Annotated in this window: 21 protein-coding genes; 6 read left to right on the top strand and 15 right to left on the bottom strand. The window is 57.4% G+C overall.

All coding sequences use genetic code 11. The annotated features are described in order from the left end of the window. The 5 genes from ACLTXB_RS09345 to ACLTXB_RS09325 form a co-directional block, all read right to left on the bottom strand. Positions 1–196 (bottom strand): hypothetical protein (locus ACLTXB_RS09345; protein ID WP_428226769.1); only part of this gene is annotated, 196 nt, incomplete at its 3' end. Between the two features lie 280 nt (positions 197–476). Beyond that, positions 477–1,679, bottom strand: coding sequence for a zinc-ribbon domain-containing protein (locus tag ACLTXB_RS09340; RefSeq protein ID WP_428226768.1), 1,203 nt, complete (start codon positions 1,677–1,679; stop codon positions 477–479). Positions 1,680–1,895: 216 nt separating this feature from the next. Then, positions 1,896–2,687, bottom strand: coding sequence for a tyrosine-type recombinase/integrase (locus ACLTXB_RS09335; protein WP_428226771.1), 792 nt, complete (start codon positions 2,685–2,687; stop codon positions 1,896–1,898). After that, positions 2,614–2,889, bottom strand: coding sequence for a hypothetical protein (locus ACLTXB_RS09330; RefSeq protein WP_298734076.1), 276 nt, complete (start codon positions 2,887–2,889; stop codon positions 2,614–2,616). Before ACLTXB_RS09330 ends, ACLTXB_RS09335 begins: the two co-directional genes overlap by 74 nt. 434 nt (positions 2,890–3,323) lie before the next feature. Beyond that, complete coding sequence (locus ACLTXB_RS09325; RefSeq protein ID WP_298734070.1) at positions 3,324–3,563, bottom strand: hypothetical protein; 240 nt, start codon at positions 3,561–3,563, stop codon at positions 3,324–3,326. Between the two features lie 362 nt (positions 3,564–3,925). Between ACLTXB_RS09325 and ACLTXB_RS09320 the strand changes: the two genes are divergently transcribed. Further along, positions 3,926–4,168 carry a hypothetical protein gene (locus ACLTXB_RS09320; protein WP_428226767.1) on the top strand — a complete coding sequence of 81 codons (243 nt, stop codon included), beginning with the start codon at positions 3,926–3,928 and terminating at the stop codon, positions 4,166–4,168. Positions 4,169–4,176: 8 nt separating this feature from the next. Here the strand turns inward: ACLTXB_RS09320 and ACLTXB_RS09315 are convergent, their stop codons facing one another. From ACLTXB_RS09315 to ACLTXB_RS09280, 8 genes are all read right to left on the bottom strand, one after another. Further along, complete coding sequence (locus ACLTXB_RS09315) at positions 4,177–4,494, bottom strand: YbjQ family protein (protein WP_110441905.1); 318 nt, start codon at positions 4,492–4,494, stop codon at positions 4,177–4,179. Then, positions 4,475–4,741, bottom strand: coding sequence for a hypothetical protein (locus ACLTXB_RS09310; protein WP_428226766.1), 267 nt, complete (start codon positions 4,739–4,741; stop codon positions 4,475–4,477). Before ACLTXB_RS09310 ends, ACLTXB_RS09315 begins: the two co-directional genes overlap by 20 nt. After that, positions 4,722–4,970: a hypothetical protein gene (locus ACLTXB_RS09305; RefSeq protein WP_428226765.1), complete on the bottom strand. Its 249-nt coding sequence runs from the start codon at positions 4,968–4,970 to the stop codon at positions 4,722–4,724. Before ACLTXB_RS09305 ends, ACLTXB_RS09310 begins: the two co-directional genes overlap by 20 nt. After that, entirely contained in the window at positions 4,954–5,607 is a 654-nt protein-coding gene (locus ACLTXB_RS09300; protein WP_428226764.1) for a MerR family transcriptional regulator, read from the bottom strand. Before ACLTXB_RS09300 ends, ACLTXB_RS09305 begins: the two co-directional genes overlap by 17 nt. A gap of 115 nt (positions 5,608–5,722) precedes the next feature. After that, the gene (locus ACLTXB_RS09295) at positions 5,723–6,415 is read right to left on the bottom strand and encodes a hypothetical protein (protein ID WP_428226763.1); all 693 of its coding nucleotides are present in this window, start codon (positions 6,413–6,415) and stop codon (positions 5,723–5,725) included. Positions 6,416–6,454: 39 nt separating this feature from the next. Next, a complete protein-coding gene (locus tag ACLTXB_RS09290) occupies positions 6,455–6,655 on the bottom strand; it encodes a helix-turn-helix transcriptional regulator (protein WP_428226762.1) in 201 nt (66 codons plus the stop codon). Positions 6,656–6,776: 121 nt separating this feature from the next. Next, positions 6,777–7,781, bottom strand: a complete 1,005-nt coding sequence (locus ACLTXB_RS09285; protein WP_428226761.1) for an ATP-binding protein — start codon at positions 7,779–7,781, stop codon at positions 6,777–6,779. 3 nt (positions 7,782–7,784) lie between these two features. Continuing rightward, entirely contained in the window at positions 7,785–8,729 is a 945-nt protein-coding gene (locus ACLTXB_RS09280) for a DnaD domain protein (protein ID WP_428226760.1), read from the bottom strand. 355 nt (positions 8,730–9,084) lie between these two features. Here ACLTXB_RS09280 and ACLTXB_RS09275 point away from each other — a divergent pair, with 355 nt between their 5' ends. The 5 genes from ACLTXB_RS09275 (at position 9,085) to ACLTXB_RS09255 (ending at position 13,766) form a co-directional block, all read left to right on the top strand. Beyond that, positions 9,085–10,260 (top strand): DEAD/DEAH box helicase, encoded by a 1,176-nt coding sequence (locus ACLTXB_RS09275; RefSeq protein ID WP_428226759.1) that lies wholly within the window; start codon positions 9,085–9,087, stop codon positions 10,258–10,260. Positions 10,261–10,360: 100 nt separating this feature from the next. Further along, positions 10,361–10,567, top strand: a complete 207-nt coding sequence (locus ACLTXB_RS09270; RefSeq protein ID WP_008981260.1) for a PspC domain-containing protein — start codon at positions 10,361–10,363, stop codon at positions 10,565–10,567. Between the two features lie 74 nt (positions 10,568–10,641). After that, a complete protein-coding gene (locus ACLTXB_RS09265) occupies positions 10,642–11,499 on the top strand; it encodes a GNAT family N-acetyltransferase (RefSeq protein WP_428226758.1) in 858 nt (285 codons plus the stop codon). A gap of 338 nt (positions 11,500–11,837) precedes the next feature. Then, a complete protein-coding gene (gdhA, locus tag ACLTXB_RS09260) occupies positions 11,838–13,190 on the top strand; it encodes an NADP-specific glutamate dehydrogenase (protein WP_008981262.1) in 1,353 nt (450 codons plus the stop codon). 240 nt (positions 13,191–13,430) lie between these two features. Then, positions 13,431–13,766: a DUF6465 family protein gene (locus ACLTXB_RS09255; RefSeq protein WP_008981263.1), complete on the top strand. Its 336-nt coding sequence runs from the start codon at positions 13,431–13,433 to the stop codon at positions 13,764–13,766. A gap of 82 nt (positions 13,767–13,848) precedes the next feature. Here ACLTXB_RS09255 and ACLTXB_RS09250 read toward each other — a convergent pair whose 3' ends face one another. Next, positions 13,849–14,658: an Mrp/NBP35 family ATP-binding protein gene (locus ACLTXB_RS09250; RefSeq protein WP_110441913.1), complete on the bottom strand. Its 810-nt coding sequence runs from the start codon at positions 14,656–14,658 to the stop codon at positions 13,849–13,851. A gap of 88 nt (positions 14,659–14,746) precedes the next feature. Then, positions 14,747–17,032 carry a penicillin-binding transpeptidase domain-containing protein gene (locus ACLTXB_RS09245; protein ID WP_428226757.1) on the bottom strand — a complete coding sequence of 762 codons (2,286 nt, stop codon included), beginning with the start codon at positions 17,030–17,032 and terminating at the stop codon, positions 14,747–14,749. Between the last annotated feature and the right edge of the window lie 7 nt (positions 17,033–17,039).

The following is a 17,039-nucleotide window of genomic DNA, read 5'->3' as shown; positions in this document are numbered from 1 at the left end:
GGTTCTCGATGTCGTAGATGTTCAGGGTGATTTCCTTGGTCGCGGCGACAGGCTTCACGCCGACATACACATAACCATCAGGGTGGAACTCAGTGTCGTTGACACGCCGTGCTTCCGGTGCGGCAAACGCCGACGCAGGCATCAGTCCGATGACCAGGCAGAGCATCAGCAAAACTGCTGACAATCTTCTTTTCATCAATGTTTCCTCCTTTATAGAATTACGCTTACGCGCGCACGGAAACCCTCGGGCGGCTCTCTCAAACCTGGTACATGGAGATCCGCAGTCCTTGCGCTTCCGCAAATTTGCCATACGCCGGAGTAAACGCTCCTGACCCCACGGCGTTTCACCTTGCTGCAGGTGGCCTGTCCTGTCTGGCCGACAGAGGCAGGGCTGGATATGTTCCTGTACCTCCTCACCCTTTCCTGTTTCATTTGATATACAGATATATGATGCCCTGCTGATCGCAGGGCAGGGGTCACAATACGGGTCGTCCCGCGCCTTGATGAAGGGGCTTTGACGCGGGCAATTCCAGGTTCGCATGCCGCCGTTTTGCCACACCGGCGCAGACGGGGCAGCCGCATTTTTGCGATCCTGCCCGGGCATAAACGACGGCTTTCCACACATGGCCATAATCACACTGCCACCACGCTCTCCGGTGAGAACCGGTCGTGACCATCTGAGGAGTCAAGGCGCCATTGAGATTAGGATGCCATTGAGCGGCAACTTTTGGTTCCAGGGTCGCCAGATCGTTGAATCCTGGCAGCACCTTTTTTCCGGTACAATACGGACATTCGCTTCCACGGGTACGCGCTGCTACAGCAGCCTCATAATCATGGCCCTTTTCACACCGCCACCAGACTTTACGGTTGGAATTTGGCGTGACCTGTTGTGGTGATAGCTTGCCGTTTTTTTCCGAATTCCACTGGGCCGCAATAACAGGAAATTGACTTGCCAAATCATTTTCACCCGGCAGCACTGTTTTTCCGCTGCACACCGGGCAACCGCTTCCGGATACCCGGGATGCTACCGTAGCCTGCCACTTATGGCCTTTCTTACAGATCCACCACACCTTTCGTCTGGTACCCGGCACGACGGAATCAGGAGTAAGGTTTCCGTTTTTATCCATATCCCACTGAGCAGCGAGCACGGGGTACTGTGATGCCAGATCGTTTTCATTGGAGTGGATCTCTCGGTTCGCACACACCGGGCAACCACAGCCGACCACACGGGATTTGACCTGTGCTCGCCACTCGTGTCCCTTTTCGCATATCCACCAGACCATCCGATGGCTGCCGGGCAAAACCCGGGCTGGATCAATGTTACTGTTTCGCGTTGGGTGCCACTGGCAAATCAGGTCAGGAAATAGTGTGGCCATATCGTTTTCTCCTGACTGCGCAACCTTACCGGTGCAGACCGGACAGCCGGTTCCGCCGCCCGTTCTGGTGTATACTGCGGCCTGCCAGCGATGGCCTTTTTCGCACTGCCACCAGACTTTGCGTTTGCTGCCGCGGCAGATGCAGGTCGGCGTGATGGGCAAATTTGTATCTACTACCCATTGCTCCAGCAGTTCTTGCCGTCTTTCCCGTATGCAGAAGTCGTACAGGCTCTCACGCATGGCCAGTCCCCCTTTTAGGCAGAATCGACATTCTGAATAGTTCCTTGCGTCTTTTCGCTTCAAATAAAAAGATGGGCACAAAAAATTGCCCGTCTTTCTCGTAGAAAGCGGGCAAAAGAACGCAGAAATCCAGGCCGCAAATGCAAATTATGCCTGCGACCTATATTTTTGTGCTCAAAATCTTGAATATACCTTGCTTTTGATTTTCACACCTGCTATAATAACGGCGTATATATTCCGGTATGTAGTCGACAGTGGGACAGAATGTCGATTCTGTGACTATGACACCAGCCCCAGTCGGTCAATCTGTTGCCGATGCTCCACGCCAGAGGAAACTAGGTAGATGCGTGTGGTTTCGATGTTGCTGTGGCCCAGCAGGTCGGCCAGCTTGGCAATATCCCGGCAGGCACGGTAGAAAACTGTGGCAAACAGGTGCCGCAGGTTATGAGGGAATACTTTTCCCGGCTCCACACCCGCATACTTGCACAGCCCTTTCAGTTCCGCCCATATCTGTCGGCGGCCAAGTTCTTTTCCGCTTTTGGTGCGAAAGATTGCGCCGGAAGCGGTTTTCTGTTTTTTCGCGTACTTCAGCAGTTTGCGGCAGAGTTTTCCGGGGAGCAGGATGGTGCGGATCTTACCTTTGAGGGCGATTTCTGCCTTGCCCTGTTGAACAGCTTCCACCGTGATATATGGTACTTCGCTGACCCGGATACCGGTGGCTCCAATGGTTTCCACCAGAAGGCCCAGCCGTTCCCGCCCTAATTGATAGGCCGTGTTCAAAAGTCGCTGGTAGTCTTCCTTCGTCAGTTCACGGTTGGCATCCCGAAACAGGCGGCGCTGTATTTTCAGGAACTTTACCCGGCACTCCTGCAGGTCGAGAAACTCCAGTAAACTGTTCAGGGCAGAGAGCATAGCATTGACTGTGGTCGGGGCATAGTCTTGAGACACAAGGTGGGACTTCCACTCTGAGGCTAACTCCTTGCTGATATCACGACCATCAAGCCAGCAGGCAAATGACCGGATGTCCCGGAGATATTTCTCCACGGTTGCGCCGCTCTTTTCCTCCGCCAGAAGGTAATGAGCATACGCTTGGATTTGATGTTGCGTTAACTGATAATTTTTCATAGCGATCCTCCCATTGTATACTGCTATTGTACAGGAAGCCGTGGATAACAAAGCCCACAGCGGCAAATATCGCTGTGGGCTTTGCACACCATATTGATAGGATTGCCACTGGCACAGGAAAGATATGCGCTTCCGATACTTTCTTCATCGCATTCCCTCCTCCTGCACTCTAAGGTTATCTTCTTACTTGTGGGAAACGGTGAGGTTCTGCTACACACTGGTACAGTACCGCTCCGCAGCGGCGGCAAATCAGGTATTTCAAGCGATTTCCCAGAAGTCCGTGATACTTGAATGTAACCAGGGCTACACTGTGCTGCCAGCCTTCACCGATATCCTGTGATCCGCAGTACTGGCATCTGGTAACGGGAACTTGTGCCATAGTGTTCTTCTCCTCTCTGTTTTGTTGGCTGTAAACACACAATACCGAGAGACGATCCAGAAGTCCAGAGAATGTTGCTGCTCAAAATGGAGAAGATCAGAGATGAAAAAAAGGCAATACGCCCAAAAGCATTGTACGCCTGACCGCATAAAAATCAGGCATCTCTCTCCGCTTCTTCCGCTGGAAAGAGATGCCTGTCCGTTTCAAAGTGATTCAGTTCGTATGCCAATTCCCATGCCAATTTGACCCACAGAAGAAACTATCCACGGAGATCTCTTCGCAATCAAGCTCAGGGCATCCATGATCCGCAGCACCAGTTTTCTCTCTGATTTTTCCAATTGCTCGATGAACTGCTTGTGACAAGCTTTAATTTCCTGCTCAGCTTCCACCATAGGCAGTGGCGTGTAAAATCTGTTGTAGAGCTGTTTCAGAGCGTCGTTCATGTGTCCTACCTCCTTGCAGCAAGACACCATACCACAGGTCATCTGAAAAGCCACTACAATATTTGCTTTTTTGTCATTATCCAAACTCGAAGCTTTGTTCGTTATCTAAAAATGCATTATGAGCAAAAAACAGGGGATGTGGTGTTCCACATCCCCTGTTTTCCCCATACACAGCATTAAGCCCCATAGGTCCACATTGTGTACCTATGGGGCTTATCAGTTGGCAGTCTCCTTTTTTCTTCTCAACAAAGTGACAAGCACTTTGTTGAGAAAATTGCACCCAAGACAGGCCTCGATTCCTTGCGGAAAAGTCAGCCTGCCTTGGGCGAGAAGTATCATTTCCGAGGTACACGCCCCCGGAAATGATGGGATTTTATTTTATTCCGCCGCTGCGGCGGCGGAACTCCTTGCAGGAGGGCTGGGGCAGTATCAACGAGGCGAAACGAAGTTTCGCAGGAAGTTCTTTGCCAAGCTTTCTTTCAAGAAAGCGGCAGTATCAACGGGGCAAAACGAAGTTTCGCGGGAAGTTCTTTGCCAAGCTTTCTTTCAAGAAAGCGGCAGTATCAACGGGGCGAAACGAAGTTTCGCAGGAAGTTCTTTGCTAAGCTTTCTTTCAAGAAAGCGTGTAACGGACGGCGGTGCCGTAGGCGATGACCTCGGCGGCGCCCTGCATCACAGAAGAGGAGCCGTAGCGGATGTTAATGATAGCGTCAGCACCCAGGGCCTCGGCCTCATCCACCATGCGCTTGACCGCGATCTGACGGGCCTCGTTGAGCATTTCAGTGTAGCCGGTAATCTCGCCGCCCACCAAGGTTTTCATGCCAGCCATGAAGTCTTTGCCAAAGTTCTTGGACTGGACCACGGTGCCCTTTACAATACCAAGCACCTCGAATTCCTTTCCGGGAATGTAATCAATATTTACCAGCAGCATCTAATTCTCCTCCTTCGATTTCTTTGAATCTGCTTTTTAACACAAACAGGGCGGGGATAATCAGGGCCAGACACAGGATGGCCAGGACCAGACACAATATGATGGCCCACCGGGGCATGCCGGGAATAAAGCACAGAGAGGCGCAGGCTACCGAGGTAATGATCTGCAGCATGGCAAAAAACAAGATCCCACGCACCGCGTCCCGCTTGCGCCGGGCCTGACGGGCCTCAGTACTTTCGCGCTTCATCTTCCTCGCCTCCTTGAATCTCCCGCAGACGCTGCACCATGGCGTACAGCACACCCGCTACAATGGCCACGGCCAGCAGGCCGTACACGACCATGATCCCGATGACAGCGGGGATGGGTTCCTCCTCCAGCATGACCCAGAGAAGGGAGCCGAAAAACAGCAGCGCCACCACAACGGTTCCCAACGCCGCGACAATGACCGGGCCGCGGCCCTTAGTACTTTTTCGCATCGTCCACCTCTCCTTTCTCAATTTCCTGCACCCGCTGGATGAGAGCCAGCAGGACGCCCAGAATGATCACGCCGGGAATAGCCACCAGAACTACCACCAGGGGCAGGGGCGGAGCTTCCTCCGCGTCAATGGTAAAGCCCCAGATCATCAGGGCCATAAGCCCTGCCATCAGAGCCACCGTGAGTACCGTGACTACCGCCGGGGCGATATACCGCAGACGCTTGGTGTCCTCCACCTGTTTGTTGAGGAAGGTGGTGCCCTCCCGCTCCAGACGGTCCATCTGTTCCAGCAGCGCGGCGGCGTCCAGGTCGTCCAGCCGCTCGTTCCGGTCGCTGAGAGTGCGGCAGAGCTGGATGGACTGCTCCAGATTTTTCTTATCCCGCTCCAAGGTGACCAGATGGCGGCGCATGCCATCGCCCACGGTGTGGGTACCCGACTGCATCTTCCGAATCTCCTCCAGAGGGACGCCCAGCTTGCGCAGCAGCTTTACCTGCCGCAGCTGGTCCACCTCCCGAGGGCCGTACTCCCGGTAGCCATTTTCGCTGTTGCGCCGGGGGGCGATGAGTCCCTGCTCCTCGTAGAAGCGAATGTTCTTTTTGGTGATGCCCACCTGGGCTTCCACCTCATTGATTTTCACAGGTTGTTCCCCCTTTGCTCCTTCAGTGTATACCTTCCACAAGGGGGAAGGTCAAGATTTTTTTGCGTTTTTTCAGAAAAAGGAAGCCCTCCACCTGGTGGAGGGCTTCCTGCCTTTATTCTTCTTCATCCCCATTATCCATGAGATGGCTGACCAGGGCACACAGCACTCCGGCGATAGGGTAGACGATCCAGCCCCAGCGCCAGCCGAGGTAGTTTTTATAATCGTTGACCAGGGCCATCCAACCAAAACCGACGGCCAGAAAGAGAATGGTGGCTACCAGCATAATGGCCCCGCAGATTCGGTCAATTTTCTTACGCCGGGCCTTGGCCTGGGGCCTGGGGTCATGCTCCCGGTTCCAGTTTTCAATCTCATACTTCTCCATGCGCATGCCTGCCCATACCAGCACCGAGACAGACAGGGCAAGGTCCAGCAGGAAGACAGAGACCAAGGCGGCCTCCCGGCGGTCGCCGCCCGCCTCGGCCCAGGAGGAGAGAAGCATCAGCCACACCACACCGATGATAATAGCGGCAATGGGCAGGGCTATGAGGTAGGGAAAGCGGCGGGCGTAGACCTCCCACTGGGCGGGGGTATAGATCTGGGGCAGGGTGGGATGCTGCTGGGCAAAGTGGTCGTGATTTATAAAGGCCACCACCAGGATAGCCACTGCCACGGCAATGGCGGACAGGATTACTGCCCCGCACCAGGTATCGGGTATGCCAGCCAAACCATATAGACTCAGAGCCGCGGCGACCCCCAGGAGAATCAACCCTACTCCTATGGCCACTGCATTGGAAAAGGCATTCATGTGTCGGTCGTAGCCGACGGTGTCCTCCTGGCATGCCGCCTAAGCGTCTCCCCGCACCAGGGTGTCCAGATCGGTCTGGAATAGGCTGCATAGGGTCATCAGCTTCTCCATTTCGGGAAAGCTGGTATTAGATTCCCACTTGCTCACTGACTGGCGGGATACCTCCAGCCGCTCGGCTAGCTCCTCCTGGGTCAGGCCCTCCCGGGCGCGGTAGAATTGCAGGTTTTCACCAAAGCTCATGGCGAGATCCTCCTTTCAAGGTGGCTCCAGCTTACCAGAACAGCGGCGCAACCGGAACCAAATTGAGGTTGCATTTGCCGATCTCGTCGTAAACTTTCGGTTGCATGGAGGTTTTTGGGCCTTAAAACTGGTTTTTCTTCAGCAGACGGATGTCATCGCCGAAGAAGTGGAGTACGTGGTACTCTCCCATCAGGCGGGATGCGATCTGGGGGGAGTAGCGCCGGGCGGCCTCCTCCATAGTGAGGTTGGAGGAGATGACGGTATGCTTCTCGCCCACCAGGCGGGTGTTGAGCAGCTCGTAGAGAGCGGACTGGACAAACTGGGTGGTGAGCTCGCTGCCCAGGTCGTCCAAAATCAGCAGGTCGCAGGTGAGGTAGCGCCGGGTCTCGTCCCGGGCCTCCTGCACCCCCTGGGTGTCCCGCTGGAACTTGCGGGTCTCAAACTGGGAAAAGATATTGCCCGCCGTGTCGTAGACCACCGAGAACCCCTGCTCCGAGACGCTGCGGGCGATGCAGGCGGACAGGAAGGTCTTGCCCAGGCCGGGCGCTCCGGTGAGAAACAGGTTTTTGATGGCAAAGCGGCCAAACTTCTGAGCGTAGTTGAGACAGACCTCGTATACCAAATCCATGTTGGAACGGGGAGAGGTGCCCCGACCGGGCCAGGGGGTCTGGCTGTAATAGTCCAGACGGAAGGTGTCAAAGGACTGCTCCCCCAGGTCCAGCAGTTTGGACAGCTCCTGGATCTGCTCCTGGGTGCACAGCTCCTTTAAGCACTGGCACATCTGTGCTCCACGCCAGCCGGTGTCATTGCACAAAGGACAGGCGGGCTTGGGGTCCAGGGCGTCCTCGGGCAGGCCCATAGCGCCCAGCAGGACCGCCCGCTCCTGCTGGATGTCCAGGTTTTTGTCCCGGATGGCCCGCACCGCAGCTCCCGCGTCCTCTCCCTTGCGTAAAGAGGCGGCCACCAGCTGGGCCATGGTGCCCTGGAGCTGGCGGTCCAGCTTGGCCAGACGGGGCTCACGGGCGTAGAGCTGCTGCCGCAGCTGCTCCCGCTGGTCCTCCCGGCGGCGCTTGTTCTCCTCCAGCCGGGCGGTGGCCCGGTGCAGCACGTTGGCGTCGTATGCCATTTACTAGCCCTCCTTTTTCATCTGCTCCATCAGGCGGCGCATGCGCTCCATGTCCTCCCGGGCCTGCTGGGCCTCCCGGTCGGCCTGAGCCGGGGAGGGAGCGGGAGCGGCCTGCACCGGCCGGGGATCCCGGTCTCCCGCCTGGATGGCGGCCAGGGTGTGCAGCCCCTTCTCGTGCCAGCGGCGAAGGATACCGTTCATGTAGCTCCAGTCCATGGACTGCTTTTTCATGATGGTGCGCTCGTAGGCCGCACGCAGAGCGCCGTCGTCGAAGCCCATGGCGTCCCAGGCGGCGATGTAGTTCTTCTCCCGCTCCACCAGAGGCCGGGGCGGGATGTCCAGCAGCCGCAGTACCTCGGCGCCGCGGCCGCGAAGCCGGGCCAGGGTCTGGAGGTGACGCTCGGCGGCCTCCACCGTGTCGATGCCCTGCCGGGCCCAGGCAAACCCCTCTTTGCGGATCTGGGAGAGGAAGGGGCGGCGGCCGGGGCCGTACTTGCGCTCCATCTCCTCAATGCACCAGCCCACCAGCAGGAAGATGACCTCGGTGGGCAGGGCCAGATAGTCGTAGAGGGTGTAGAGGATTTTCAGATCGTTGGCGGTGAGCTTCTTGCCCAGCCGCCGCTCCACCTCGTCGCACAGGGCGGGGAAGGTGGAGGCCTTGTCGCTGAGAGCGGTGGTGATGTCCTCCAGGGCGTACTCCGGGGGCGCGGGCTCGGGGATGGGAGCGGCGGGGACGGAGGAGAGTTCCCGGGGGGCCATGCCCTGACTTTGAAGAGCCTCCAGGGCGGCCTGTTTGCGCTCCACCGGCCAGGGGAGCCCCTCCAGGCCGTTGCGGCGCAGCAGATGTAAGTACAGCAGGGCGGCGTCGCCGTTATCCAATTTGATCAGTCGCTGGACCGCCTGGTCGGGCAGGGCCAGCACACTGCCGGGCAGCAGGCTCTGAGTCATGGGTGCTCCTCCTCTCCCGGCCCTGCAGGGCCGTTTTACGTAGCTTACATTGTACCGCAAAACGCTCCGGGAGTAAAGAAGACAGTTGTGGAACGAAAGGATTTCCTGTGGAAAGTAGGAAAATTGGGGATAAGCGGGTGTATTTGGGTAAAATATTGGTGGACAAGGGGGAAAAGGGCGACTATAATAAAATGTAATGCCGCTTCTTAAGGGAAGCGGTAAGAGTGAAAAAGTAAGAGGTGGGGAGCGTGCTCCCTGCCGGATTCGGGGCCGCGCCGGAACACGGGCGTTTCCGCACAGACTGTGTGGGTTGGGAGGGCCTTGGATCACCACACGGAAAGAAAGGAAACAGACCATGGAAATTAACGGCGAGATCGTAAACGACCAGGTTCGCTATGCCGACCTGGGGCTCAGCCCGGAGCTGATGCGGGCCATTGACAAGAAGGGCTATGTACAGGCCACCCCGGTACAGGGTGGCTCCATTCCTTATTTTATGGAGTATAAGGATGTGATCGCCAAGGCGCCCACCGGAACCGGCAAGACCTTTGCCTTCGGCATCCCCATGGTGGAGCACATCGACCCGGAGAGCCGGGACGTGCAGGGCCTGGTGCTGGCCCCCACCCGGGAGCTGGCCATCCAGATCCGGGACGAGCTGCGGGACCTGTGCGCCTTCAAGGAGGGCGTGCGTACCGTGTGCCTGTACGGCGGCCAGCCCATCGACAAGCAGATCACCCAGCTGAAGAAGGACCCCCAGATCGTGGTGGCCACTCCGGGACGGCTGATGGACCACGTGAAGCGGCGCACCGTCCGCCTGGATAAGGTGCAGACCGTGGTGCTGGACGAGGCCGACCGGATGCTGGACATGGGCTTTATCAAGGACGTGACCCGCATCCTGGATCTGATGCCCAAGCGGCGCAACCTGGGACTCTTTTCCGCCACCATCTCCCGGGAGGTCATGGATATCTCCTGGGTGTACCAGCGTGACCCGGTGGAGATCACCGTCCGGGCCGACGAGGAGAACAAGCCCGACATCACCCAGTACCGCCTGGATGTGGAGCGCAACGAGAAGGTGGACACCATGGTGTGCCTGATGGAGATGGGCGGCTATGACCGGGTCATCGCTTTCTGCAACACCAAAAATATGACCGACCGCCTGGCCGGTCTGCTGCGGATGCGCCACATCACCTGCGAGGCCATCCACGGTGACATCCAGCAGCGGGTGCGGGAGAAGACCCTCCAGAAATTCCGGGAGGGACAGCTGCGGGTGCTGGCGGCCACCGATGTGGCGGCCCGGGGTCTGGACATCGACGATGTAGACGCGGTGTTCAACTACGATGTGCCCGACGAGAATGAGTACTATATCCACCGCATTGGCCGTACCGGTCGTGCCAAGCGCCACGGCGTGGCCTTCTCTCTGGTGTCCAACATCACCGAGGGCATCCGCCTGGACGATATCCAGAAGAACACCGGAAACAACATCCAGTATGTCCACCTCAACGCCCAGGGGGAGCTGGAGCCGGGTAAGAAATAAAACTTAATGCTTTTTTCATCTTGTCCCCATCACTTTTTTATCCTTCCCGTCGTATGATATAGGAGAACAGAGTACAAATCGTACGGAAGGAGAATTGGTTATGGATAAACGGCTTTATAAGACCGAGAATGGCGATAAGATGATCTGCGGTGTATGCGGCGGAATGGCGGAGTACTTCGGCATCGACCCCACCCTGGTGCGGGTGGGCTGGGTGATCGCCGGGTGCATGGCCTCCTTTGGGCTGTGGGCGTATATCCTGTGCGCCATCGTGATGCCCCGGAAGAGCGACGTATACCCCCAGCTGTAACAACACATCCTGATTTGGGCGGCAGAAATCTGCCGCCCGTTTTTATACCATTATATAATAAGGAGGAAGAGGCGATGGAGAGACTGCGCTGTTCTGTGGTCCAGGATATCCCCCGGCTGCGTGAGCTGTGGTATTTGGCCTTTGGAGATGACGGGGCCTACGTGGACAACTTTTTTGATACCTATTATAAACCGGAGCGGATGCTGGTGCTGGAGGAGGACGGTGTGGTCCAGGCCATGACCGCCTGGTTTGATACCGCCTTTGTGGTGCCGGAGGAAGGCAGCTTCCGGGCGGCCTACCTCTACGCTGTGGCTACCCACCCCGACTGCCGGGGGAAGGGGATGGCCGGGCGGCTGCTTGCCTGGGCGGACGACCATTTCCGCGCCTTGGGGATCCCGGCGGTGACCACGGTGCCTGCTGAGCCCTCCCTGCACAACTTTTTTGGTTCCAACGGCTTTCGGGAGTGCTTTACCCATACGGAGCACCGTACCCAGCCCGGTCCGGGACCGGAGGGAGAGCCGCCCTTTGCTCTGGGCAAGCTGACACCTTTCCACTATCAGGGGATGCGGGAGTCCATTCTGGCCGGAAAACCCCATATTGATCTGGGGGAGGAGGCGGTGGCCTATCAGGCCGGAGCCTGTGCCTTGACGCCGGGGGGCGGTCTGTACGCCGCGGATACGGGAGCGGGAGTGGCTCTGCTGTGCGCCGAGGGGATGGAGGACGGCTCGCTGCTGGCCAAGGAGGTGCTGGGCGAGGCGGAGGCAGCGGAGCGGCTGCTGGCCTGGCTGCCCCGTCTGCTGCCTGCCTGGTCCGGAATTTGGCGCTGCCCCGGGGACGACTTGCAGTTTGGTATGCTCAAATGGCTGGATCCGGCCCGGGCAGAACGCTGGAACTGGGAGCGCCGCGCCTACCTGGGACTGGCCTTTGATTGACAGAGAAACGTCATTCAAAACGGGACGAGTTCTATGACATTTACAAATGGTTGAATTTCACTTTTGGAATTCAACCATTTTTTGTTTAAAATTACGGTCAAATTGTTTGATTACCGTAAAATTGAGCGAAAATCAAAACTAGCCACAGCTATTTTGTTGTGGTAACATCCACAAAAAATTTGCTTTACTTCCCAGCGTTTTATGTTATGCTATACATAAGGATAAGTGATAGGTTTCCTTTTCCGGACGTTTGTTCCAAACGTGATCGAAGAAATGAAGGGAATCTGTCAGTTTTCAAGGTATAAGCCACAAATTTTTATCGTAGGAGGAATGTAGCGATGAACAAGTACATTGAGAGAGTTCTGGCCGACACCAAGGCGAAGAACGCCAACGAGCCTGAGTTCCTGCAGACTGTGGAAGAGGTCCTGAGCTCTCTGGAGCCCGTTATCAACGCTCACCCCGAGTATGAGAAGGTCGCTCTGCTGGAGCGCATGGTGGAGCCCGAGCGCGCCATCGAGTTCCGCGTGACCTGGGAGGATGACAACCACGAGTGGCATGTCAACCGCGGCTACCGCGTGCAGTACAACGCGGCTCTTGGCCCCTTCAAGGGCGGCATCCGCTTCGACCCCTCCGTTAACCTGTCCATCATCAAGTTCCTGGGCTTTGAGCAGGTCTTTAAGGATGCTATGACCGGTCTGCCCATCGGCGGTGCCAAGGGCGGCTCCGACTTCGATCCTCGCGGCAAGAGCGACGCCGAGGTCATGCGTTTCTGCCAGGCCTTCATCACCGAGCTGTATCGCCACATCGGCCAGGACATCGACTGCCCCGCCGGCGACCTGGGCTGCGGCGGCCGTGAGATCGGCTACATGTATGGCCAGTATCGCCGCATCGTGGGCGCTTCCGAGTTCGGCGCTCTGTCCGGCAAGGCTGTTTCCACCGGCGGTTCCATCCTGCGTCCCGAGGCTACCGGCTACGGCGCTGTGTACTATCTGGTCGAAGCTCTGGCTCACGACGGCGAGTCCATCGAGGGCAAGCGCATCGCCATGTCCGGCTACGGCAACGTGGGCTGGGGCATCATGAAGAAGGCCGCTGAGCTGGGCGCCAAGGTCACCTACTTCGCCGGCCCCGACGGCTACATCCACGATCCCGATGGCGTGTGCACCGAGGAGAAGCTGAACTACATCCTGGAGATGCGTGCTAAGGATCCCATGCACTGCAAGCCCTACGCTGAGAAGTTCGACTGCGAGTTCGTTCCCGGTGAGAAGTGCTGGGGCGTCAAGGACGTGGACATCTATATGCCCGCTGCCACCCAGAACGACGTCAACCTGGATTGGGCCAAGAAGATCGCTGAGTCCGGCGTGAAGTACTACATCGAGGTCGCTAACATGCCCACCACCAACGAGGCTCTGGAGTTCCTGAAGGAGCAGAAGCACATGGTCGTTGCTCCCTCCAAGGCTGTTAACGCCGGTGGCGTGTCCGTGTCCGAGCTGGAGATGGCTCAGAACGCCGAGCGTCTGTACTGGACCGCTGAGGAAGTCGACGCCAAGCTGAAGGGCATCATGAAGAACATCTATCACTCCTCTGTTGAGGTCGCTGAGCGCTATGGCCTGGGCTATGACCTGGTCGCCGGCGCCAACATCGTGGGCTTCCAGAAGGTTGCTGACGCCATGATGGCTCAGGGTATCTTCTAATCCAGATCCCCACTGATTAAATCCGCTCGAACCCGGCTCCTCCCATCTGGGAGGGGCCGGGTTTTTATACTTTCAAAAAAATGTAATAAAATTCACTTTAAATGTACAAATAGCAGTAAGAACTTTCTGGAATATGGAAAAGAATCGTCGTTTTTGCTCTTTCGTTCCTTCCAAATCCTGATAAAATAGTAATTGTAATCTGAGACGGCCCTGGTCGTCTGAGTAAGGAGTGTAAGAAACATGGCGATTCTCAATAAGGGCACCAAGGCCGCCAAGGCTGAGACCGCCCCCAAGACCGAGGCTGTGAAGGCTGAGGCTCCCAAGGCCGAGAAGGCTCCCGCCAAGAAGCCCGCTGCCCGCAAGGCTCCCGCTAAGAAGGCTGCCGCCCCCGCTGCTCCCGTTGTTACCCTGACCGTGCAGTACATGGGCAAGGAGATGACTCAGCAGGCTATGGTGGAGGCCGTTAAGGCTCAGGTCGAGGCGGAGATCAAGACCCTGGACCTGTACGCCAAGCCCGAGGAGGCCGCTGTCTACTACGTGGTCAACGGCGACATCACCGGCAAGGTGGAGTTCTGAGCAAATATCCATAAAAAAACACCGTGGAGTGATCCACGGTGTTTTTTTATGCACCGGGCAGGGTTTGCCCGGTGCAATGTTGTTATACGTCCAGCTTGGCAGCCACTTCGGCCAGGTAGTTGGTCTCCAGAGACTCGATCTTGCCTGCGTCGAAGGCAGCAGCCACCTTGGGGTCGATGGGCAGCTTGGCCAGCAGGGGCAGACCCAGCTTCATAGCTTCCTGCTCCAGGTGGCTCTCACCAAAGATGGTGTGCTTGGCGCCGCAGTCGGGGCACTGGAAGTAGCTGTAGTTCTCAATGAGACCCAGCAGAGGCACCGACATCATCTGAGCCATGTGTACCGCCTTGGTGACGATCATAGACACCAGATCCTGGGGAGAAGTGACCACGATCACGCCGTCCACGGGCAGAGACTGGAACACGGTCAGGGGCACGTCGCCGGTTCCCGGAGGCATGTCCACAAACATATAGTCCACGTCGCCCCACACCACGTCGCTCCAGAACTGGGTGACCACGCCGGCGATGACAGGACCGCGCCAGATGACGGGGTCAGTCTCGTTGGCGGTGAGCAGGTTCAGGGACATGACCTTGATGCCGCTGGGGGTAACGGCGGGGAAGAGAGCGGTATCATCTCCGGTAGCCCGCTCGTGGATACCGAAGGCGGTGGGGATGGAGGGACCGGTGATGTCGGCGTCCAGAACGGCGACCTTGTGGCCGCGCTGGGCCATAGCCACCGCCAGGGAAGCGGTGACGGTGCTTTTACCGACGCCGCCCTTGCCGCTGACTACGGCAATGACCCGCTTGATGCTGGAACGGGAATTGGCGGGAGCCCGCAGGTCCCGAGAGCCGCAGTCGGCGCTGCAGGAAGAACAGTCGTGCGTACATTCAGACATTTTCTTGTGTCTCCTTTCTGCCCCGCATACAGGGAGGGGCAAACACATCATATTTCAAAACCGCCGGGCGGTTGTGAACGGGAAAAACTCAGGGTACCAGGGTATTTTCCTGAGTAATGGTGCCCTGCTCCCCCTGGACGGAGAAGTAGGCGGTGACGATCTGGGCAGCGATCTTGCCCAGCTCCGAGCCGCTGCCGCCGTGCTCTACCGCGATGGCCACGGCGATCTGGGGATCGTCGTAGGGGGCAAAGCACACAAAAACGGCGTTGGAGTTGGTCTGAGAGCTGACCTGAGCGGAACCGGTCTTGGCACCTACCGAGACGGGGACGTCCTTAAAAGCGGAGGATACGGAACCTTCCGTGGTAAGCATAAGCATGCCCTCCATAACGGCCTCTCGGTTTTCCTCCTCCATCTCCACTTGGCTGAGCACCTTGGGCTCATAGTTGTAGGTGACCTGGGAGAAGTCGTTGGACTTCACCGTTTTCAGCAGGTGAGTGGAGTAGCGGGTACCGCCGTTGACCAGGGTGGCAATATAGTTAGCCAACTGGATGGGGGTGACCTGGGTGCTCTCCTGACCGATTGCCACGGAGAGGATGTTGCCCTCATGCCAGGTGCCGCCCAGAGATTCGGTAAATTCCGGACTGGCCACCACGCCGGCTTGCTCAGTGAGTTCGATGCCGGTCTTCTGTCCCAGACCAAACATGGTGGCATACTGATCCAACAGATCGATGCCTACCAGACGGCCTACTTCATAGAAGTAATAGTTGCAGGAGTTCATAATAGCCTGGCTTACATTTTGCAAGCCGTGGGTGCGTCTATACTGCCGGTAGTACCAGCACTGAGGCTGAGGACTGGAGTAGAACGTATAGACACCCTTATCATCGATCTGGGTGTCAGGTTCCACGATCCCTGACTCCAGTGCCGCAATGGCAGTAATCATCTTAAAGGTGGAGCCGGGGGGATACAGGCCCTGGAGAGCACGGTTCAGCAGCGGCTTAAGGGGATCTTCCGCCAGGCTGTTGTAGTCCTGGGAGAAGGTAGTCAGAGAATAGGTGGGGTAAGAGGCGGAGGCCAGCACATCGCCGGAGTTTACGTCCAGTACTACGCAGGCCGCACCCTCCGTCTCTTTACTTTGCAGGCCGGCTACGCCGCTGGCCAGAATCTCTTCCACCTGCTGCTGCAGGTCAATGTCAATGGTGAGGAAGACGTTTTGGCCGGGCTGCGGGGCAAGGCTTTCTCCGGTTTCCGCGTCGGTGAGCCACTGGGAGGAGATGATCTTACCGCTCTCATTGCGCTTGATGGCACGGGTACCTGAGGTGCCCTTGAGATAGGACTCGAAGGCGGACTCCGCACCGGTGATGCCCACGTAGTCGTTCATAGTGTACCCGCCCTTTTCCTTGTAGGTGGGCCACGTTTCGCTGGTAATGGCGCCGGTGTAGCCCAGCAGATGGGCGGCGTACTCGGTGTTATACTTGCGCACACTGGTGGTCTCGATCTCTACACCGGGCAGATTCAACTCCTTCACCCGGGTGATGAAGTCGATGCTCACATCGGTGGCGAAGGTGTAGGGAGGCCAGCTGTTGATGCGGGCGCGGTAGTACAGTTCATAGAGAATACCGGCGATGGTGCGGGCGTCGGTGGGGTCCATGTCCCCGATATTCAGGGTGGGCACGGTCTCCCCGTTGGCCTTGGCTTGCTTTTCGTCCACCTTGCCGTTGCCGGCAATGTCAAAGCTCTTGCACATTTTGCCCAGCAGTTCCTCCGCTGTGGGCAGGCGGTAGGGCTCTTCCTCCTCGGTTTCCTCCTGACTGCCGCCCATGCCGAAGAAGGCTTTGATCTTGTCCATCAGACCGGTTTTCTCCTCGGTGCTGCTGTCCGAGGCGTTCTGCTTTGAGGGATCTTCGATCCACTTCTGGTTGACGGCCAGCTTGCCCAGGGAGGTGAGATTGTACTCTGTCTCGCCCTCCTCGTTGACGGAAGTGGTATAGAAGGGATCTTCCGTGGTGTATACAAAGGGAGGCTGGGTGGTAATGGGGAGGGTGTCTGTCCAGGTCACACCCTGCTCTGTGGCGGTCTGGGTGAGGGCTAGAATGGTGTCGCACCGATTCTTTTCCTCGTTACCCAACAGGTTCAGATCCAAGGTGACGTTGTAGCTGACCTGGTTGGAAACCAGCACTTTGCCGTTGCGGTCGAGAATGTTGCCCCGGCTGGCGGCTACGGTCTCCGTTTCCGAAACCTGGGATACCGACTGCTCGGCATATTCCGCCCCGTTGGTATATTGGATGGTGTACAGGTTGGAGCACAGGAAGGTAAGCAATAGGGCCAGCATGACCACCACGCCCACCACCCGGCGGGAAAATTGCTTGTGATCCATGGAAACC

It is taken from the genome of Flintibacter sp. (genome assembly GCF_046973065.1).
This window is presented reverse-complemented; position numbering and strand designations above follow the sequence as displayed.